The 18,419-nt window shown below is 66.5% G+C and carries 20 protein-coding genes; 15 read left to right on the top strand and 5 right to left on the bottom strand.

The features are described from left to right. Positions 1–58: 58 nt before the first annotated feature. Positions 59–718: a hypothetical protein gene (locus JQ617_RS30290; RefSeq protein WP_212029520.1), complete on the top strand. Its 660-nt coding sequence runs from the start codon at positions 59–61 to the stop codon at positions 716–718. After that, positions 715–1,647 (top strand): 4-hydroxybenzoate octaprenyltransferase, encoded by a 933-nt coding sequence (ubiA, locus tag JQ617_RS30285; protein ID WP_212029519.1) that lies wholly within the window; start codon positions 715–717, stop codon positions 1,645–1,647. Before JQ617_RS30290 ends, ubiA begins: the two co-directional genes overlap by 4 nt. Positions 1,648–1,655: 8 nt before the next feature. Here ubiA and JQ617_RS30280 read toward each other — a convergent pair whose 3' ends face one another. Further along, complete coding sequence (locus tag JQ617_RS30280; RefSeq protein ID WP_212029518.1) at positions 1,656–2,174, bottom strand: DUF6101 family protein; 519 nt, start codon at positions 2,172–2,174, stop codon at positions 1,656–1,658. Positions 2,175–2,447: 273 nt separating this feature from the next. On the opposite strand from JQ617_RS30280, the gene JQ617_RS30275 reads away from it, so the two are divergent. The 7 genes from JQ617_RS30275 to JQ617_RS30245 all read left to right on the top strand — a co-directional run bounded on the left by JQ617_RS30275 (position 2,448) and on the right by JQ617_RS30245 (position 8,480). Continuing rightward, a complete protein-coding gene (locus JQ617_RS30275) occupies positions 2,448–3,851 on the top strand; it encodes a TldD/PmbA family protein (protein WP_212029517.1) in 1,404 nt (467 codons plus the stop codon). After that, positions 3,838–4,647 (top strand): 3'(2'),5'-bisphosphate nucleotidase CysQ, encoded by an 810-nt coding sequence (locus JQ617_RS30270; RefSeq protein ID WP_212029516.1) that lies wholly within the window; start codon positions 3,838–3,840, stop codon positions 4,645–4,647. The genes JQ617_RS30275 and JQ617_RS30270 overlap by 14 nt, the downstream gene beginning before the upstream one ends. Positions 4,648–4,708: 61 nt before the next feature. Further along, positions 4,709–4,951, top strand: a complete 243-nt coding sequence (locus JQ617_RS30265; protein WP_063687197.1) for a DUF4170 domain-containing protein — start codon at positions 4,709–4,711, stop codon at positions 4,949–4,951. Further along, positions 4,948–5,661: a lysophospholipid acyltransferase family protein gene (locus JQ617_RS30260; protein ID WP_063687199.1), complete on the top strand. Its 714-nt coding sequence runs from the start codon at positions 4,948–4,950 to the stop codon at positions 5,659–5,661. The genes JQ617_RS30265 and JQ617_RS30260 overlap by 4 nt, the downstream gene beginning before the upstream one ends. After that, the gene (locus tag JQ617_RS30255; protein ID WP_145656264.1) at positions 5,624–6,970 is read left to right on the top strand and encodes a 3-deoxy-D-manno-octulosonic acid transferase; all 1,347 of its coding nucleotides are present in this window, start codon (positions 5,624–5,626) and stop codon (positions 6,968–6,970) included. Before JQ617_RS30260 ends, JQ617_RS30255 begins: the two co-directional genes overlap by 38 nt. Continuing rightward, positions 6,963–7,988, top strand: a complete 1,026-nt coding sequence (lpxK, locus tag JQ617_RS30250) for a tetraacyldisaccharide 4'-kinase (RefSeq protein WP_212029515.1) — start codon at positions 6,963–6,965, stop codon at positions 7,986–7,988. The genes JQ617_RS30255 and lpxK overlap by 8 nt, the downstream gene beginning before the upstream one ends. A 186-nt stretch (positions 7,989–8,174) precedes the next feature. After that, on the top strand, positions 8,175–8,480 hold the full coding sequence (locus JQ617_RS30245; protein WP_212029514.1) for a hypothetical protein: 306 nt from the start codon (positions 8,175–8,177) through the stop codon (positions 8,478–8,480). A 16-nt stretch (positions 8,481–8,496) separates the two neighbouring features. Here JQ617_RS30245 and JQ617_RS30240 read toward each other — a convergent pair whose 3' ends face one another. Next, a complete protein-coding gene (locus tag JQ617_RS30240) occupies positions 8,497–8,724 on the bottom strand; it encodes a DUF2093 domain-containing protein (RefSeq protein WP_063687205.1) in 228 nt (75 codons plus the stop codon). A gap of 161 nt (positions 8,725–8,885) precedes the next feature. Here JQ617_RS30240 and JQ617_RS30235 point away from each other — a divergent pair, with 161 nt between their 5' ends. Next, a complete protein-coding gene (locus JQ617_RS30235) occupies positions 8,886–9,710 on the top strand; it encodes a dienelactone hydrolase family protein (RefSeq protein ID WP_212029513.1) in 825 nt (274 codons plus the stop codon). A 295-nt stretch (positions 9,711–10,005) separates the two neighbouring features. Then, entirely contained in the window at positions 10,006–10,155 is a 150-nt protein-coding gene (locus tag JQ617_RS30230) for a hypothetical protein (RefSeq protein ID WP_212029512.1), read from the top strand. A 344-nt stretch (positions 10,156–10,499) separates the two neighbouring features. On the opposite strand, the gene xseA is transcribed toward JQ617_RS30230, so the two are convergent. Beyond that, positions 10,500–12,125, bottom strand: a complete 1,626-nt coding sequence (xseA, locus tag JQ617_RS30225; protein ID WP_212029511.1) for an exodeoxyribonuclease VII large subunit — start codon at positions 12,123–12,125, stop codon at positions 10,500–10,502. A 139-nt stretch (positions 12,126–12,264) separates the two neighbouring features. Here xseA and JQ617_RS30220 point away from each other — a divergent pair, with 139 nt between their 5' ends. Genes JQ617_RS30220 through JQ617_RS30210 form a run of 3 tightly spaced genes read left to right on the top strand, consistent with a single transcriptional unit; the run spans position 12,265 to position 14,232 of the window. Beyond that, complete coding sequence (locus JQ617_RS30220) at positions 12,265–13,377, top strand: alpha/beta hydrolase (protein ID WP_212029510.1); 1,113 nt, start codon at positions 12,265–12,267, stop codon at positions 13,375–13,377. Further along, positions 13,374–13,928 (top strand): Asp23/Gls24 family envelope stress response protein, encoded by a 555-nt coding sequence (locus JQ617_RS30215; RefSeq protein WP_212029509.1) that lies wholly within the window; start codon positions 13,374–13,376, stop codon positions 13,926–13,928. Before JQ617_RS30220 ends, JQ617_RS30215 begins: the two co-directional genes overlap by 4 nt. Before the next feature lie 4 nt (positions 13,929–13,932). Then, complete coding sequence (locus tag JQ617_RS30210) at positions 13,933–14,232, top strand: winged helix-turn-helix domain-containing protein (protein ID WP_011090236.1); 300 nt, start codon at positions 13,933–13,935, stop codon at positions 14,230–14,232. 24 nt (positions 14,233–14,256) lie between these two features. Here the strand turns inward: JQ617_RS30210 and JQ617_RS30205 are convergent, their stop codons facing one another. Further along, complete coding sequence (locus tag JQ617_RS30205) at positions 14,257–14,823, bottom strand: hypothetical protein (protein ID WP_212029508.1); 567 nt, start codon at positions 14,821–14,823, stop codon at positions 14,257–14,259. Positions 14,824–14,862: 39 nt separating this feature from the next. Then, positions 14,863–16,755, bottom strand: coding sequence for a tetratricopeptide repeat protein (locus JQ617_RS30200; protein ID WP_249157691.1), 1,893 nt, complete (start codon positions 16,753–16,755; stop codon positions 14,863–14,865). A 192-nt stretch (positions 16,756–16,947) separates the two neighbouring features. On the opposite strand from JQ617_RS30200, the gene purD reads away from it, so the two are divergent. Then, positions 16,948–18,231, top strand: a complete 1,284-nt coding sequence (purD, locus tag JQ617_RS30195; protein WP_212029507.1) for a phosphoribosylamine--glycine ligase — start codon at positions 16,948–16,950, stop codon at positions 18,229–18,231. The last annotated feature ends 188 nt before the right edge of the window (positions 18,232–18,419 follow it).

Below are 18,419 nucleotides of genomic sequence, written 5' to 3'. Positions count from 1 at the left end.
TGCGCTTCAATTGGGAAGACGCCGAACCCCGTAAGCTCCTGCCGGAGAAACTGCTTTCATGATCCGTCATCTGATGGTTCCGATCACTGCCGCCATGGTTGCCATGGGTGCTGCGGGCGCCCATGCGCAAAGCGCCTTCCCGGCGCCGCTGCCCGGCCAGGCCGCGACCAGTTCGGCGTTTCCGCCGGTGAACGGATCGGCCCCGTCCGCCTCCGTCGGCACGGCTCCGCAATCCTCCTTCCCCGTCAACGGCGCTGCGCCGCTCGGCGGCGCCGGCGCTTTCAGCGCAGCCCCACCGACGCAGGCCCCGGGCGAGGACTGCATGAAGGCTTTCGTTCCCCTGCGCGAGGAAGCCGAGAAGCGCGGCAAGCTGATCAAGGCCGCGGGCGACCGCCATGCGCCGCCGGACGAGGCCTGCAAGCTGATCCGCAATTTCAGCCAGGCTGAATTGAAGATGATCAAGTACGTCGAGACCAATGCGGCCAAATGCGGAATCCCGCCGCAGGTCAGCGCGCAGATGAAGGACGGCCACAAGAACACCGAGGCCATGCAGACCAAGGTCTGCAACGTTGCGCAGCAGATGCAGAATCAGCCGCGCGGTCCGGCGGGCCCGTCGCTAAGCGAGGTGCTGGGTTCGGGCTCGGCGCCTGAAGCCAATGCCGGCAAAAAGGGCGGCAGCACCTTCGACACGCTCAACGGCAACGTCCTGACCCGATGAGCGACACATCCGCCCGCGTTGCCGATTCCACCGGCAACTGGGTCGATACGCTCGCGCCGGAATGGGCGCGTCCCTATCTGCGCCTGTCTCGCTTCGATCGTCCGATCGGCTCCTGGCTTCTGCTGATGCCGTGCTGGTGGTCGGCGGCGCTCGCCGCCGGCATGGCGCACGACGTCCGCCGCCTGCCGCTCACCATCGTCCTGTTCCTGATCGGCGCCTTCGCGATGCGCGGGGCAGGCTGCGCCTGGAACGACATCACCGATCGCGACCTCGACGCCAAGGTCGAGCGCACCCGCTCGCGGCCGTTGCCGTCGGGGCGCATTACCGTGAAGCAGGCGCTGGCATTCCTGGTCGCGCTGGCGCTGGTCGGCCTCGTCGTGCTGCTGCAGTTCAATCGCTTCGCGGTCCTGACCGGCATCGCCTCGCTCGTGGTCGTCGCGATCTATCCCTTCATGAAGCGCGTCACCTGGTGGCCGCAGGTCTTCCTCGGGCTGGCCTTCTCTTGGGGCGCGCTGATGGGCTTTGCCGTCACCTTCGGCCGCATCGACGTGACCGCGCTGGTGCTCTATGCCGGTTCGATCGCCTGGGTGATCGGCTATGACACGATCTATGCGCACCAGGATTCCGAGGACGACGCGCTGATCGGCATCAAGTCCACCGCGCGCCTGTTCGGCGCGCACACGCATCAGGCGCTGATCCTGTTCTATGGGCTCGCGGTGGTGCTGATCGGCGTCGCGCTGGCGTCAGGCGATGTGCGCTGGCCCGCCTGGCTCGGCCTTGCGGCCTTCGCCGCGCATCTGGCCTCGCAGATCGTGCGCTTGAGGATCGACGATCCGGATCTGTGCAAGCGCCTGTTCTTCTCGAACAAGCATGCGGGGCTGCTGCTGTTTGCGGGATTGCTCGCCGACGCGGTAATGCGGGCGGCGTAACGTCCCGCTCAATTCCGCGCGATGATCTCGCGTTCCTCGCGATGAACCGTCAGCTCGCGCGTCATGGCGACGCGGCGGCGCATCAGAAATTTCGGACGGCGGGCGCGGATCGCGTTGGCGCGGCGGCGGCGGGCTGCCGGCTTACGCGCGCCTTCGTCGAGTTGCGGAAGCGCGAAGATTTCGCTCCAGACCGCCCAGGCCTGCGCGAGCTCGTCGGTTTCGGCGCCGACCAGCAGCGGAACGGAGAGAGAGGGGTCGCGATGGACGAGGACGAGCGCCTGCGTCTCGTCATTGCCGCGCAGCGCGACGCCGGTGAAGTCGCTGACGCGGACGTTGATCGCCATCTGCATGCCGCGGACGGCACGGCGCAGCACCACACGTTCGCGATGAAGCTCGATCTGCCTGGTGTAGCCGTCGGCGCGCGGATCATGCGCATCGAAGCGGACCGGAAGGGAAAGAGGGTCGAGCCGCAGGGAGCGGCTCGACCCGGCGGGGTTGACCCCGCATGTTGCTGTTTGACGCCTCACGGCTTTCGTTCTCCCCGCCAGGATTATGTTCCCGGTCGATGCGGAGACCTTAGCGCGGCCCGTTCCGAAACCGCTTAAAAAGGCTGGTTAACCCAGCGTCACCGCCGCTCATGATTGACAAGACCTTGGCACGCATGATTGACGAGACGTTGCGCGCAAGGAGCGAATCTGAGCTTTTTGCAGGCTGATAATGCTTGAAGTCCGCACCATTTGGGCACATCTGGTGGGTTCGGCCGTTCCGAGCCCGATCCCCGCCCCAACAGGATTTCGTTTGTGAACCCTTCACCAAGCTCGACGCTTTCGCCCCAGGATTCTTCCAAGGCCAATCGCGACCTGTTCGATCAGTCCGCGCTGTCCGATCTCGCACAGCGCCTGGTGGAGGCGGCCAAACGCGCCGGCGCGGATGCGGCCGATGCGGTCGCCGTGCGCGGCGTCTCGCAAGGCGTCGAGGTGCGCGACGGCCGTGTCGAGGAATCCGAGCGCTCCGAGGGTGACGATGTCGGCCTGCGCGTGCTGGTCGGCCAGCGCCAGGCGGTGGTCTCGACCAACGACGTCAGCGGCGATGCCGTGACCAAGCTTGCGGAACGCGCGGTGGCGATGGCGAAGGTTGCGCCGTCGGACAAATATGTCGGCCTCGCCGATCCTGCGCTGCTCGCGCGCGACTTCCCCGATCTCGACCTGCTCGATCCCGACGTGCCCGCGACCAGCGAGCTCGAACGCCGCGCGCTCGCGGCCGAAGCCGCCGCGCTCGCGGTGAAGGGCGTCACCAAATCGGGCGGCGCCTCGGCGTCCGCAGGCATGGGCGGCATGGTGCTCGTCACCTCGACCGGCTTCCACGGCTCTTACCTGCGTTCCAGCCAGGGCATCTCGGCCACCGCCATCGCGGGCGAAGGCACCGGCATGGAGCGTGACTACGATTTCACCTCCGCGCCGCATGGCGCCGATCTGCTGTCGCCGGAAGCCGTCGGCCGTTCCGCCGGCGAGCGCACCGTGGCGCGCTACAATCCGCGCAAGGTCGAGACCTGCAAGGTGCCCGTGGTGTTCGATCCGCGCGTGGCCGGCTCGCTGGTCGGCCATCTCGTCGGCGCCATCAACGGCGCCTCGATCGCGCGCAAGACCAGCTTCCTCAAGGACAAGCTCGGCCAGCAGCTGTTCGCGAAGAACATCCGCATCGTCGACGATCCCCTGCGCAAGCGCGGCCTGCGCTCGCAGACCTTCGACGCCGAAGGCGTTGCGGTGAAGAGAATGGCGCTGGTCGACGGGGGCGTGTTGACGACCTGGCTGCTCGACTGCGCCACCGCGCGCGAGCTTGGGCTCGCCACCACCGGCCACGCCCATCGCGGCGTCTCGTCGTCGCCCTCGCCGGGGCCGTACAATCTGCATCTCGAACCCGGCACGCCGACACCGGCCGAGCTGATCGCCGACATCAAGCAGGGCTTCTACGTGACCGACCTGATCGGCTCGGGCGTGAACGGCGTCACCGGCGATTACAGCCGCGGCGCCTCCGGCTTCTGGATCGAGAACGGCGAGATCACCTATCCCGTCAGCGAGGTGACGATCGCCGGCCATCTGTTCGAGATCTTCAAGTCGATGCAGCCGGCCAACAATCTCGAATTCCGCTACGGCATCAATGCGCCGACGGTGCGCATCGAGGGTTTGACGCTTGGCGGACGTTGACGCGCACGACACGATCCTGGCGCGCGACGCGGCACTGCTGAACGACACGGTGCGGGAGGCGGGTGCGCTGGCGCGCTCGATGTTCCGCACCGAGCTGAAGAAGTGGATCAAGGGCGCCTCGTCGCCGGTGTCGGAGGCCGACATCGCCGTCAACGATCTGCTCGAAGCGCGGCTGCGCGCCGCGACGCCGGATTACGGCTGGCTGTCGGAGGAGAGCGCCGACGATTCGACGCGGCTGTCGCGGCGGCTGACCTGGGTGGTCGATCCCATCGACGGCACGCGCAACTATCTCAACGGCCATGACGAATGGTGCGTCAGCGTCGCGCTGGTCGAGGACGCAACGCCCGTGCTTGGTGCGGTGTTCGCGCCGACCTGCGAGGAGTTCTTCTTTGCGGTCCGGGGGCAGGGCACGACGCTGAACGGCAGGGCCGTGCGGGCGACCTCCGGCACCGCGCTCGACTTCTCCCGCATGGCCGGCCCCAAGCCGATGGTCGAGCGGCTCAATGCCTCGGCCGGCGACATCAAGCTGCACCCGCGAATCGGTTCGCTCGCGCTCCGGCTCTGCCGGGTCGCCCATGGCGCGCTGGATGCGGCTTTTGCGGGCGGCAACAGCCATGATTGGGACCTTGCGGCGGCCGATTTGATCGTGCAGGAAGCGGGTGGTAGGATGAGCGACCTCTCCGGAGACCCCATCCTCTATAACCGCAGGGAAGTTACGCACGGGGTGCTGGTGGCAGCGGGACGCGATCGTCATGCGAGCATTGTCGCGCATTTTCGAAATCGCCCCTTAGCCTAAAGCGCTGTCGTCGTGCTCGTCGGACACTGCTTTGCCGGGCAGCCCATTAGGAACAGAACCCATGCCAGATAGCGCCCCGCAGCAACTGCTTCACCTCGTGATCGGTGGCGAGCTCGTCGACCTCGAGCACAACACCTTCAAGAACCTCGACGACGTCGAGATCGTCGGCCTCTATCCGAACTATGCGACGGCGCACACCGCCTGGCGCGCCAAGGCGCAGAGCACGGTCGACAATGCGCAGATGCGCTATTTCATCGTCCATCTCCACCGGCTGCTCGACCCGAATCAAGAACCGGCGCGTTGAAAAAACTGCTTCGCAATACGCTGCGAAGCAGCTTCGTTCAGCGTGCCGTCGGGATCCTGGCGGCCGAATATCTGCGCTTTGTCTGGAAGACCAACAGGTTCACGTTCGATCCGCCCGACGTCTACGACATCGTCGAGCCGCAGATCCCGGCGATCTTCGCCTTCTGGCACGGCCAGCACTTCCTCACCCCCTTCATCAAGAACAAGGACTCCTACAAGGCCAGGGTCCTGATCTCGCGGCACCGCGACGGCGAGTTCAATGCGATCGCCGCCGAGCGGCTCGGCATCGGCACGATCAGGGGTTCCGGCGACCATGGCGGCGCCTTCCACCGCAAAGGTGGTGTGGGCGCCTTCAAGGAGATGGTGCGCACGCTCCAGGACGGTTGTAATGTCGCGCTGACCGCCGATGTCCCCAAGCGCTCGCGCGTGGCCGGGCTCGGCATCATCATGCTGGCACGGGAATCGGGGCGGCCGATCATGCCTTTCGCGATGGCGACGAGCCGCTTCATCCGGCTCAAGAACTGGGACCGCACCACCATCAATCTGCCGTTCGGGCGGGGCGCCCTGGTCGGCATCAAGGAAATCCACGTTCCCGCCGACGCCGACGCCGCCATGATGGAGACGCTGCGGCAGGAGCTCGAGGATACGCTGAACGAGGCGACCCGGCGCGCCTATGCGCAGCTCGGCCGTCCGGGACCGGAAGATGCCTAAATCGCTGCCCATTGCGCTGCCGATCACGCTGCGGATGTATCGGCGCCTGGCGAGCGGCCTGGTGCCGATTGCGCCTGCGCTGATCAAGCGGCGGCTGAAGCAGGGCAAGGAAGACCCCGCGCGCGTCGGCGAGCGGCGCGGCCTGTCCCGCGACGTGCGGCCGCACGGCCCGCTGGTCTGGATCCACGGCGCCAGCGTCGGCGAGGTGCTGGCCGCGGCGGCCCTGATCGAGCGCCTGCGCGATCTGAACCTGCGCATCCTGCTCACCTCGGGCACGGTCACCTCGGCCGCCGTCGTCGCCAAGCGCTTCCCGCCCGACGTCATCCATCAATACGTGCCGTATGATTCGCCGCGCTATGTCGCGCGCTTCCTCGACCATTGGCAGCCGTCGCTGGCGCTGTTCATCGAATCCGATTTGTGGCCGAACCTGATCCTGGCGGGCGCTGCGCGCCGCGTGCCGATGGTGCTGATCAACGGACGGATGTCGCCGCGCTCCTTCCCGCGCTGGCGCCGCATGTACGGCACCATCTCGGCGCTGCTGTCGCGCTTCGACATCTGCCTCGCGCAGTCGAAGACCGATGCGGAGCGCTTCTCCGCGCTCGGCGGCCGCGACGTCGTCACGACAGGCAATCTCAAGCTCGACGTGCCGGCGCCACCGGCCGATCCCGCCAAGCTCGAACGGCTGATGGCGATGACGCGCGGCCGTCCGATCATCGTCGCCGCCTCGACCCATCCGGGCGAGGACGAGATGCTGGTCGCCGCGCATCGCAACCTCGTCGGCTTTTTCCCGCAACTCCTCACCGTGATCGTGCCGCGGCATCCCGATCGCGGCTCGTCGATCGCGGGCCTGATCACGGCGTCCGGCCTGAAGCCCGCCCTGCGCTCGCGCGAGGAATTGCCGACGGCCGCGACCGACGTCTACGTCGCCGACACCATGGGCGAGCTCGGCCTGTTCTATCGCCTGTCGCCGATCGTGTTCATGGGCGGATCGCTGATCCGCCACGGCGGGCAGAACCCGATCGAGGCGATCAAGCTGGGGGCCGCCATCGTCCACGGTCCGCACGTCTTCAACTTCGCCGACGTCTACGAGGCGCTCGATGCGAGCGGCGGCGCGCGCCAGGCCGACACGCAGGAGCTTCTGGTCAAGCAGCTCGGCCAGCTGCTGGCCGATCCCACCGTGCGCGACAAGATGCAGCGCGCAGGTCACGGCGTGGTCGAGGATCTCGGCGGCGCGCTCAATCGCACCATGACCGCGCTGGAGCCTTATCTCTTGCAATTGCGGATTGAGATGGGAGCCGCCAATGCGTGAGCCGGCCTTCTGGTACCGGCCACGTTCCTTCAAGTCGCACGCGTTACGACCGCTGGGTGCACTCTACGGCGCGATCGCCGAACGGCGCATGCTGCGCAAGGGCTTTGACGCCGGCATCCCCGTGATCTGCGTCGGCAACTACCATGTCGGCGGCGCCGGCAAGACGCCGACCGTTCTCGCCTTGACGAAGCTGCTCCGCGAGCTCGGCGAGACGCCGGTGGTGCTGAGTCGCGGCTATGGCGGGAGCCTGAAGGGCCCCGTCATGGTCGATCGCGAGCGGCACGATGCTTCCGACGTCGGCGACGAGCCGCTGATGATGTCGCGCGACGTCCCTGTCAGCGTCGCGCGCGACCGCCTCGAAGGCGTCGCGCTGGCGAAGTCGCAAGGCGCGACCGTGGTCCTGATGGACGACGGCTTTCAGAACCCGAAGCTGCTCAAGGACGCCTCGCTGATCGTGATCGACAGCGAGCGCGGCCTCGGCAACGGCAAGGTGTTTCCGGCCGGTCCGCTGCGTGCGCCATTGAAGCCGCAGCTTGCACGCACCGACGCGCTGGTCGTCATCGGCGACGGCCACGCCGCGGACGATGTCGCGGCCGAGCTGGCCAGGCGCAACAAGCCCGCGCTGCGCGCGCGCTTGAAGCCGGACGCGGCCTCTCTGGCGCAGCTGTTCGGCAAGCGGGTCTTCGCCTTCGCCGGCATCGGCGATCCCGAGCGCTTCTTCAGGACGTTGCGGGCGAGCGGGATCGATGTCGTCGGTAGCCGCGCCTTTGCCGACCACTATCCGTACTCCGAGCGCGACATCGAGGTTCTCTGGGACGACGCCAGGCGCGACGGGCTGGCGCTGGTGACGACGGAGAAGGACCTTGCCCGAATCCACGGCGGCGAAGGGATGTTGCCCTATGTGGAAGGAATTGCACCGTTCAAGGTGACGCTGGAGTTCGACGACGCCGACGCGCTGCGGCGGCTGATCAGCGATCATCTCTACAAGGCCCGCGAGCGCCGGTTCTCCAGGCGATGACTTTGTAGGGTGGGTTAGCGGTAGGCGTAACCCGCCGCGCCTGTCCCCGCGGAAACGTAAGTGGTGGGTTACGCGAAGCAGATCCGCTCCGCGCATCTGCCTCGCTAACCCACCCTACGGCAGTTCGCCATTCAGCCGACATTCATTTCAAAACTCCTATCGATCTGTTCCGATCAGGAGAATGCGATGAAATTGCCGTCCGCCGCCGTTGCCGCGAGCCTTGTGTGTCTGATTGTTGCGCCCGTGTTCGCGCAAACGGCGGCGCCGTCGGCTGCTCCCGGCACGGTGCCGGTTCCCGCGGCCAAGCGCGTCACCTGTCTTGCCACAACGGCGAGCCTGAAGGGGCAGGACAAGCGCGACCAGATGCAGCTCTGCCTGGCGCAGGCGCGCGTCGATTGCCTGAAGCAGGCGATCGATCAGAAGGTCGTCGGGGAGAACAGGAAAAGCTTTATCAAGACCTGCGTAGGTGGAGATGCCACGGAGCAGCACTAGCAGCGCGGACGCGGCCTCACGGCTGCGGCTTCGGCGCGCCCGGGAAGTGCCGCTGCAGCACGGCGGCAGGCGTGGCGTAGGCTTCCTGCAGATCCACACTCCAGTACTTCAATTCGTCGAGCGGGATGCGCGTGTCGGTGATGGCGCAGCGCACGAAAGTGCCCGGCGAGATCACGCGGAAATCGCCGTCGAGATATTGCACCTGCGCTTCGCCATGGCCGGAAGAGCCGAACTTGTTCAGCACGGTCGAGAGTCTCCGTGGAAGGCCCGTAAGGGCACGATGTGTTGGACGGGATGTAGCATAGATAGGGTGGCTTGTCCGCCCGTTAAACCCACCGGTTTGTGATGTTTTGGCGCCGTTTCCGCGTGATAGTGCTGAGCCGAAGGATACCACGGCAGAGTCCGATGCGCCTTCCGTTAGCCGCCTTGTTCCTGACGCTGCTGATGTCGGCCGCGCAAGCGTCGCCGGCGCCGCAGCAGGTCGACATCCCGCTGTCGTCGGGCGTCCTGCACGCGCAGCTCTACAAGCCCGAGGGCGAGGGGCCGTTTCCGACCGTGATCGCGCTGCATGGCTGCGGCGGCCTCGGCGGTCATTCCGATCCCGTGCTGCCGCGCTATCGCGACTGGGCCGAGCGGCTGCTGAAAGCCGGCAATGCCGTGCTGCTGCCGGACAGCTACGGCTCGCGCGAGCTTGGCCCGCAATGCCGCGTCAAGGAGAGCCACGTCAAGGCGCGGCGCGAGCGCGTTGCGGACATTGCGGCCTCGCGCGCCTGGCTGATGAAGCAGGCCTGGGTGGCGCGCGACCGCATCAGCCTGATCGGCTGGGCCAACGGCGCCAGCGCGCTGCTCTGGGCCGTGCGCCCGCAGAGCACGGCGCGCGACCAGGCGCCGGATTTCCGCGCCGCGATCGCGTTCTATCCCGACTGCCGGATCTCGGCGGGTCTGGGCTGGAGTGCGCGGGTGCCGACGCTGGTGCTGATCGGTGCCGATGACGACGTGTCGTCGCCGCCGGCCTGCCGCCAGATGGTCGACGGCGCGCGCGGCCGCAGCGCGCTCGCACGCATTGTGGTCTATCCCGGCGCCTATCACGATTTCGACCGTGCCAATACGCCGCTGCACGCGGCCAGCGCCAGCAGCGATGCCACGGCGCCCGAGCACGGCCATCTCGGCACGGACGCCGAGGCGCGCGCGGAGTCGCAGAAGGACGTCGCGGAGTGGCTGGCGCGGTAGCGACCGTTTCGTAGCCCGGATGAAGCGCAGCGCAATCCGGGACAGTCGAACTTGCGGCACGATCCCCGGATTACGCTTGCGCTCCATCCGGGCTACGGACTTGTCGCGCCGTAGCTCGATAGAGCGAGGGCGGAAGCGGGGCCGCCCGGGGAACAACGTCAGGCGGACAGCCCCGCATCGACCACCGCCCTGCACGGAAAATGGCCGACCGTGAATCTACGGATCGCGCCGCGGCGCGGTTTCAGCCTGTGGCCGTGCCATCATTCGACCACGATGTGCGTTAAACGCATCTCACATGCGCAACCGCATCACGCTCTTCGCTTCCGCCCTTGTCGTCTTCACCGTCGCGGTCTTCCTCTTTGAGGCCCACGCCGGCGCCCCCATGCGCGCGCCGGAACATTGCGGCTTCTGGACCACGATCGACGCGGGACTGTCCTGCCGGTAGGTAAGACAGTGTCGTAGCCCGGATGAGCGCAGCGATATCCGGGATGCCCGTTCCCGCATGTCGCTGCGCTCATGCGGGCTACGATGCTTCAGCACCGTCATTGCGAGCGCAGCGAAGCAATCCAGAGTCCCTCCGCGGAACGATTCTGGATTGCTTCGTCGCAAGTGCTCCTCGCAATGACGGGGGTGTAGCTACGCCGCCTCCACAAACGCGCTGTCATCGCCCGGCTTGACCGGGCGATCCAGTACTCCGAGGCCTCAGTGATTCATCGAGACGTCGCGGCGTACTGGATTCCCCGCTTTCGCGGGGAATGACACCTGGAGCGGAGCGCCGCCCTCGCGCCCTTAGAACAAGCTACCTTGATCGACCGGCTTGGCCACACGCTTCGGCGCGGGCTTTGTCTCCTGCGCGGCGGCCGGCTTTGCTGGCGCCGGCGCGCGCTTGGCCGCGGGCGTGGGGCGATCCGCATCCGCGGTCGCGCCGACACGGCCGTCCGCGAATTCGATCTCGAGCCGCGCGCCGGGGCCGATTGCGTCCGCCGCGTGCAGGGGGTGGCCGGCTTCATCGCGCACCAGCGCGAAGCCGCGCGCGAGCACGCTGCGATAGGACAGCGCGGAGAGCAGCTTGCCGCTGTTCTCGACACGGGCCTCCAGCCGCTGCATCAGCGTGACCAGCGCGCGGCCGGCGCGCTCGGAGAGGCGCTGCGTGCGCTCGCGCTGGCGGGCAATGGCGTTGCGCTGCGCCTGCGCATTCGACAGCTTCGAGGCGCGCAGGCGCACCTCCAGCCCGGCAAAGCGGTCGCGCCGCTGCCGCAGCAGCGAGCGCGCGGACAGGCCGAGCCGCTCGCCGCACACGGTGAGGCGGTGATCGGCCTGCGAGATCTGGCCGTGCAGCACGCGCAGCGTCAGCTTCGAGCTGGCCGCGGTGAACCTGCGGAAATGCGCATGCGTGTTGGCCTTGAGGCCGCGGGGCAGGGCGCTACCCGCCGAATCCAGCCGCTGCCGCGGGATCGCCAGGAGATCGCCGGCCGACGGCAGCGCGCGTGCGGCGGCGCGCAGCTCGTTACGCCGGCTTTCCTGGGCGCGCTGCCAATAGGCATGGGTGCGCCGTCCGAGATCGGCGACCTCGACGAACAATTCGCTGCGCACCGGCACCGCCATCTCGGCCGCGGCCGTCGGCGTCGGCGCGCGCTTGTCGGCGACGAAGTCGATCAGCGTGATGTCGGTCTCGTGGCCCACCGCCGAGATCAGCGGGATCATGCTCTCGGCCGCCGCGCGCACCACGATCTCTTCGTTGAACGACCAGAGATCCTCCAGCGAGCCGCCGCCGCGCGCGACGATCAGCACATCGGGCCGCGGAATCTTGCCGCCCTCGGGCAGCGCGTTGAAGCCGCGGATCGCGGCCGCGACCTGCTCGGCCGAGCCCTCGCCCTGCACCTTCACCGGCCACACCAGCACGCGGCGGGGGAAGCGGTCCTCCAGCCGATGCAGGATGTCGCGGATGACGGCACCCGTGGGCGAGGTCACGACGCCGATCACTTCGGGGAGCCACGGGAGGAGCTGCTTGCGCGCCTCGTCGAACAGGCCTTCGGCGGCGAGCTTCTTCTTGCGCTCCTCCATCAGCGCCATCAGGGCGCCGATGCCGGCCGGCTCCAGCGCCTCGATCACGATCTGGTACTTGGAGGAGCCCGGATAGGTCGTGAGCTTGCCGGTGGCGATGACCTCGAGCCCCTCCTGGGGCTTGAAGCGCATGCGGCCGTGCACGCCCTTCCAGATCACCGCCTCGATCTTGGCGCTCTCGTCCTTGAGCGCGAAATAGCAATGGCCGGAGGAGTGGGCGCCGCGGAAGCCGGAGATCTCGCCGCGGACCCGGACATGGCCATAGGTGTCCTCCACCGTCCGCTTCAGGGACTGCGAGAGCTCGGAGACGGTGAATTCAAACGCGTTGTTCAGTTGTTCCGCAGGCGGCATCTAGCAAACGATTCGGCATTTTGGGGTCAGACCCGACGTTAAGGATTTTCGCAGCGCGGCGCCATCTAGGGGATTGATTGGGAGAATACTCTGTAATATAGAGTTCTCTATTGATTATGCGTTTGAGGGAGGTTGAGCCATGGTGATCCGATTGCTGAAAGGCACCTTGAACGGACTGAAATGGGCCCTGTGCGCGGTCGGCGGTGTGACGCTGATCCTGGCCGCGATGATCGCAACGCCGCTGCAGCGGCCGCCGGAGATGCGGTCGGTGTCCGATTCCGCCAAGGGAATCGACTGGTCGACGCTACCTCCACTGGAGCGCTTTCAGGCCCGCGACGGCACCTGGATCGGCTATCGCCATTACACGGCCAAAGCGTTTTCAAGCGAAGTGGAAGCCGGTTCGCGTGAAGAAAACGCGTCAAAACAAGAATCCGGAGCCTCGTTCCGATCCCATCGGAACGGAAATGGCTCCGGCGGCCCCGCGACGGGCGGCGGCGCCATCTTCATCCACGGCTCCTCCGGCTCCAGCGGCACCGTCAACCATGCGCTGACCCATGCCATCGCCGCGCGCGGCGTGGAGACCTGGGCGCTCGACATCCGCGGCCACGGCGGCTCCGGCACGCGCGGCGACATCGGCTATGTCGGCCAGCTCGAGGACGACCTGGTCGATTTCGTCGCCCATCTGCGCAAGACGGCGCCGGACCTGCCGCTCACCTTGATCGGCCATTCCGCCGGCGCCGGCTTCTCGCTGCGCGTCGCCGCGACGCCGATCATGCAGGACATGTTCGTGCGCACCGTGCTGCTCGCGCCCTATCTCGGCTATGACGCGCCCACCAACAAGCCGAATGCCGGCGGCTGGGCCAGCATCGACCTCCCGCGCTTCTTCGGACTGGCCGCGCTGCGCAAGCTCGGCATCGATTGCTGCTCGCAGCTTCCGGTGCTCGCGCTCGCGGTGCCGCCGACCTCGGCCAAGTACCTCGTCTCCACCTATTCCGATCGCCTGATGCGCAATTACGCGACGCGCGGCTATCGCCTCGATCTTCCGGCGACGACGCGTCCGGTCACGATCTTCGGCGGCGCGGAGGACGAGATGATGATCTCGGACAAATATGCCGAAGCCGTGCAGGCGGTGAAGCCGTCGGTCGACGTCAGGATCATCGACGGCATCAACCACATGGGCATCGTCACCCAGCCGAAGGCGATCTCTGTCATCGCCGAGGACGTCGCAACGCGCGGGGGCGGGCAGTCATGATCGACAGCAAGGAGGCCTCGGCAGCGCTGGCCGATATCGACGACATCGTCCAGCGCGTGAAGCAGTCGCAGCTCTACGAGCTCGCGAGCCTCGCTGCGGTCTGGTGGGGCGTGCTGGTGTTCGCAGCCAATCTCGTCACCTGGCTCTGGCCGGTCTATGCGGTCTACGCCTGGGTTGCCACGGATGTCGTCGGCGTCGGCGGTCTGGTCGTGCTCCGCGTCCTCAATCCGCCGCAACATCCCAATGGGAGCGCCGCCAGCATCAAGATGCTGCTGGTGCTCGTGCTGTTCTTCGCCTTCGGCTATCTCTGTACCAATGTGATCGGCCATTTCGGTCCGCGTCAGCTCGGTACGTTCTGGCCGCTCTATTTCATGCTGTTCTATACGATGGCGGGCCTGTGGTTCGGTCATGCCTTCGTGGCGATCGGCCTCGGCATCGCCGCGCTGACCTTGATCGGGTTCTTCTGGATCGGCGAGGCGTTTCCGCTCTGGATGGCCTTCGTCAACGGCGGTGGCCTGATCCTCGGCGGCCTCTGGATGCGGCGGATCTAGCGGGATGGCGGAGCTCGACGACATCATCCACCAGCCGCTGCGCCTGAAGATCATGGCGGCGCTGAATGCACTGCCTGCGACGGCAGGACTGGAATTTTCCCGGCTGAAGAAGCTCACCGGCGCCACCGACGGCAATCTCGGGGCGCATATCGAGACGCTGGCGAAGGCGGGTTATGTCTCGGTGGAGAAGGCGTTCGTGGGCAAGAAGCCGCAGACGACGGTGACCGCGACGGCGGCAGGCCGCGGCGCCTTCGCGCGGCATGTTGCGACGCTGCAGGAGATTATTGCGGGGAAGCAGGTTTAGCCGGCGCTCGCAGCAATCGCTGAATTATAACCCAAGCGCGACCTCGGCCCATTTCAACATGCGGTCGCTATTGAGAAACGCCAGCACTGCCGGCTCGAGTGACGCAGGCGCGCCCGGTCCAACCAGAGCCGTCGCGGCCACCATGTCGCAACGCTGATTGAATGCGAGCGAAAGCGCGGTGTTGCGACTTCCCTCGACGCGATAGCCGCGGCTGCGGCCGCGCATCGGACCAACGATGATCTCTCGGCCGGCACCGGTCGGAATCGCCTTGCCGATCAGCGCCAGGTCGCCCATTTGCTCGAGGTCGCCATCATCGGCGACGCCGGTGGCACAATTGCAAAAGCCGAGTTTGGCGCGAACATAGAGCTGGACCTCGCCGCCGCAATCGTCGGCCTTGCAGCGGAACGCCTTTCCTTTGCCCCAAGGATCTGCGTCGAAAGGCCAGTCGGTTTCCGTCCACACCGGGCGGACCTCGCCGGGTGCCGCTGTCGCGCGTGCCGGTTCGCCGGATCGCAATATCCAGACGGCCGCGACAGCGCAGAGCAGTGCGGTGGCTGCGCTGATCGCGACGAATTTGCTTGTCAGGCGCATGGAAGCTGCCGCAGCATCATTGCTAATTCTAAGCCATTGCTAATTCTGAGCCATGAACTTTCGTGCGGCCGCGAGGTCCTCCCGCGAGGAGTCGCCATTGCGCGCCATGTCGACGAGTTTCGCGTAGTATTTGCGCGCATTCGCGGCGTCGCCCGCTTTCTCGGCGGCATGAGCGGCGCCGATGATCGCGCCAAAGCGGTTCGGCTCCTTGCGCATCGTGCTTTCGAACGCGGCCAATGCCTCGGTCGCCATGCCGCGTTCGAGCAGCATGACCCCGTAAAGCTCGCGTGCCGGGGCAAGCGGTCCCGGCGTCACGATCGATTTTTCGGTCTTGTCTTCGGCATCGGCCGCAAGGCGCAACGCATCCAACGCGTCCGCCTGCTTTCCCTGGGCATTGAGCTGCCAGGCGGTGGCGACCTGCCGCTGGATGTCGACGATCTCGGCCCAATAGGCGTCCTTGTCCTGCTGCAGCTTGTCCCGCAGCTCCGTCAGCTTGGCAATATCCGCCGTTGCTGCATCTGCATTGCCGGAGCGCGCTGCGCCAAGGGCGCGGGCGAAATAGGTGATCGCATCGACATAGGCAAACCGGCTCGGCTCGACCTTCAGCGCGGCAGCACCATGCCAATCGCCGCGTTCGACCATATAGCGTGCCTGGCTCGCCGCTATCGCGTACGGACCGGCGCGGACGGCGGGCGCATAGCCCGTGGTCGCAACCATATCCGCGATGACGTCGCGGGCGCGGCTGTCCTGCGCAAGCTGGAGCAGGGCGTAGACCATATAGTCGTCGGCATGCAGCTGCTCGCTGGGGTCCTTGCCCTCCTTGGCAGCCTTGGCTGAACGGCTATTGGCGTTGATGGATTCGTTCCAGTAGCCGACGCGCGTGAAGATATGCGACGGCATATGCAAGGCGTGCGGCGCCGCCGGCGCGATCTCGGAATAGCGCTTGGCAGCGTCGAGACCTTGCTCGGCGATCGCCGGATAGTCGTAGAGGTGGATCAGGTAATGCGCGACACCGGGGTGTCGCGGTTGGCGCTTGAAGATCGGCTCCAGGATGGCAGCGCCCTTGAGCTGGTTAGCATAGGTCTTGTCGTTTGGCGACGCCGTGACATTCAGCGTGATGGCGTAGGCGATCTGCGCCTCGTCATCATCGGGGTAGCGCGCGGCGACGGCTTCGGTTGCCTTGAGATAGGCCTGCGCGCGCTGGCCAAACGTCGTCTTTTCGTCGCCCGAATAGAAGGCCAGCAGCGCGTCGATATAGTCGCGTTCGCGTTGGCTCTTGGCGCCGAGTGCCTTGGCCTTCTGCAGCGCGGCGAGACCCTCGGTGAGGTTTTCCTTCGGCGCGGGGAAATGCGGATTGTACAGCAGACTGAGGGCAATGCCCCAATAGGCGATCGCGCATTCCGGATCGGCCTGCAACGTTTCCTCGAAGATCTCCTTCGCGGGCCGGTACCAGAACGAATGCTGATAACGCATCCCGCGGTCAAAGCGGCGCTGCGCCACCTCGTTGCAGGTGGTCTGGAAGTGAACCTTGCCAAACTGCTCGTCGGTCCCGTCCTCCGCGCGAGCGGCAGGCATGGTACAGATCGAGCTCAGGATCGCGAGGGTGAAAAGGGAGACGGTTCTCAAGGCGAGCGCGCGCATCGGCCCCTCCGTGCCTGTTAGAAATAATCTGATCAGATGGCGCCGATGACGACCAGGGCGCGAAGTTCGTCGTGCTGAAAATGATGATGGCAATTGCGTTGCCGGAGGATTTGCCCATTCGCGATGCGAGTCAATGGGAGCGGGCGGATTTGCGTTAGGGCAGCAGGCCTGTCGGGCTCCATCCGTAGCGCTGCGATGCAAATCATTGCGCCCTCTCCCCTTGCGGGAGAGGGCAGCGAAGCCGTCAGATGCAAACTCATTCGGGTGAGGGGTTCTATCCACGAGTCCCATTCCTGTTCGAACCTGCGGATACAACCCCTCATCCGGCGCGCATCCGCGCGCCCCCTTCTCCCGCAAGGGGAGAAGGGGGAGCGGAGCAAGCCGCGCCCCGGAATGCCGGGGAGTTCGGGCCCAGCCCCCTTGAGCCCCACCCCGATTCGTGCGACCTCCGCCCCAACAAAACCCCTTATTCCTGAGCCCTCGATGCACATTCTCCTGCTCGGTTCCGGCGGCCGCGAACATGCCCTGGCGTGGAAGATCGCAGCCTCTCCCCTGGTGACCAAATTCTGGTGCGCGCCCGGCAATGCCGGCATGGCGCGCGAGGCGGAGTGCGTGGCGCTCGATATCGCCGACCATGCGGCCGTGATCGATTTCTGCAGGACAAATGCGGTCGAACTCGTGGTGGTCGGCCCGGAAACGCCGCTGGCGGCCGGCATCGTCGACGACCTCACCGCCGCCGGCATCAAGGCGTTCGGCCCGAACAGGATCCCGGCCCAGCTCGAAAGCTCCAAGGGCTTCACCAAGGCGCTGTGCACCGAATTCGGCATTCCGACCGGCGCCTACAAGCGCTTCACCAACGCCAACGACGCGCGCGCCTACGTCCAGAGCCAGGGCGCGCCGATCGTCGTGAAGGCCGACGGCCTTGCCGCAGGCAAGGGCGTCGTCGTCGCCAAGACCGTGCGCGAGGCCGAGGACGCCATCGCCATGATGTTCGAGGGCGCCTTCGGCGAGGCGGGCGCCGAGGTCGTGATCGAGGAATTCCTGCCCGGCCGCGAGATCAGCTTCTTCGCGCTGTGCGACGGCGAGACCGCGATCCCGCTGGCCTCCGCGCAGGACCACAAGCGCGTGTTCGACCACGACGTCGGTCCGAACACCGGCGGCATGGGCGCCTATTCGCCGACGCCGCTGGTCACGCCCGCGATCCACGACGCGATCATGGCGAAGATCATTCTGCCGACGGTCGCCGGCATGCAGCAGCGCGGCACGCCGTTCCGCGGCATTCTCTATGCCGGCATCATGCTGACGACGCAGGGCCCGAAACTGTTCGAGTTCAACGTCCGCTTCGGCGATCCCGAGTGCCAGGTGCTGATGCTGCGCATGATGTCGGACATCGTGCCCGCCTTCCTCGCCGCCTGCGACGGGCAGCTGAAGAATTTCGATCTGCGCTGGCATCCGGAATCCGCGCTCACCGTGGTGATGGCGGCGAAGGGCTATCCCGGCGACTACCAGAAGGGCACGCGCATCGAGGGGCTCGATGACGCCTCAGAGGTCGACACCGTCGAGATCTTCCACGCCGGAACGGTCGCCAAGGACGGCGCGATCCTCGCCAATGGCGGCCGCGTGCTGAACGTCTGCGCGCTGGGCAAGACCGTGACCGAGGCGCAGGCGCGCGCCTATCAGGCCGTCGACCGCATCAACTGGCCGGACGGCTTCTGCCGCCGCGATATCGGCTGGCAGGCGGTTGAAGCCGAGAAGGCCAAGGGCTAGCGGGTCATTCCGGACGGCGCGCGGGCACGCGCCGGTCCGAAAATCCCGGCGTTTGGCGCCTTCGCGCCGCCACATCGACATTCCAGAAATGTGCAATCGGCTGTTGAGGTTAGCAGCCCCGCCGATAATACCGGTACTGTGCATGGGGTTGTTTTCGACATTTTTCTTTTGTCGGGGCGGCCCCGGGA

Origin of the sequence: Bradyrhizobium sp. KB893862 SZCCT0404, from assembly GCF_018130885.1 — a bacterium.
In the GTDB taxonomy this organism is placed as follows: domain Bacteria; phylum Pseudomonadota; class Alphaproteobacteria; order Rhizobiales; family Xanthobacteraceae; genus Bradyrhizobium; species Bradyrhizobium stylosanthis.
Note: the sequence above shows the minus strand (reverse complement) of the source record. Positions and strands in the feature narration are given on the sequence as shown.

What these genes read in the sequence shown, in the direction of transcription:
- JQ617_RS30245 (WP_212029514.1), top strand. Translation starts at nt 8,175, where the DNA reads ATGAAATTGCCGTCCGCCGCCGTTGCCGCGAGCCTTGTGTGTCTGATT.
- JQ617_RS30220 (WP_212029510.1), top strand. Translation starts at nt 12,265, where the DNA reads ATGGTGATCCGATTGCTGAAAGGCACCTTGAACGGACTGAAATGGGCC.
- ubiA (WP_212029519.1), top strand. Translation starts at nt 715, where the DNA reads ATGAGCGACACATCCGCCCGCGTTGCCGATTCCACCGGCAACTGGGTC.
- JQ617_RS30215 (WP_212029509.1), top strand. Translation starts at nt 13,374, where the DNA reads ATGATCGACAGCAAGGAGGCCTCGGCAGCGCTGGCCGATATCGACGAC.
- JQ617_RS30210 (WP_011090236.1), top strand. Translation starts at nt 13,933, where the DNA reads ATGGCGGAGCTCGACGACATCATCCACCAGCCGCTGCGCCTGAAGATC.
- JQ617_RS30200 (WP_249157691.1), bottom strand. Translation starts at nt 16,755, where the DNA reads ATGGGACTCGTGGATAGAACCCCTCACCCGAATGAGTTTGCATCTGAC.
- JQ617_RS30205 (WP_212029508.1), bottom strand. Translation starts at nt 14,823, where the DNA reads ATGCGCCTGACAAGCAAATTCGTCGCGATCAGCGCAGCCACCGCACTG.
- JQ617_RS30235 (WP_212029513.1), top strand. Translation starts at nt 8,886, where the DNA reads ATGCGCCTTCCGTTAGCCGCCTTGTTCCTGACGCTGCTGATGTCGGCC.
- JQ617_RS30230 (WP_212029512.1), top strand. Translation starts at nt 10,006, where the DNA reads ATGCGCAACCGCATCACGCTCTTCGCTTCCGCCCTTGTCGTCTTCACC.
- purD (WP_212029507.1), top strand. Translation starts at nt 16,948, where the DNA reads ATGCACATTCTCCTGCTCGGTTCCGGCGGCCGCGAACATGCCCTGGCG.
- JQ617_RS30255 (WP_145656264.1), top strand. Translation starts at nt 5,624, where the DNA reads ATGCGCAGCTCGGCCGTCCGGGACCGGAAGATGCCTAAATCGCTGCCC.
- lpxK (WP_212029515.1), top strand. Translation starts at nt 6,963, where the DNA reads ATGCGTGAGCCGGCCTTCTGGTACCGGCCACGTTCCTTCAAGTCGCAC.
- xseA (WP_212029511.1), bottom strand. Translation starts at nt 12,125, where the DNA reads ATGCCGCCTGCGGAACAACTGAACAACGCGTTTGAATTCACCGTCTCC.
- JQ617_RS30290 (WP_212029520.1), top strand. Translation starts at nt 59, where the DNA reads ATGATCCGTCATCTGATGGTTCCGATCACTGCCGCCATGGTTGCCATG.
- JQ617_RS30265 (WP_063687197.1), top strand. Translation starts at nt 4,709, where the DNA reads ATGCCAGATAGCGCCCCGCAGCAACTGCTTCACCTCGTGATCGGTGGC.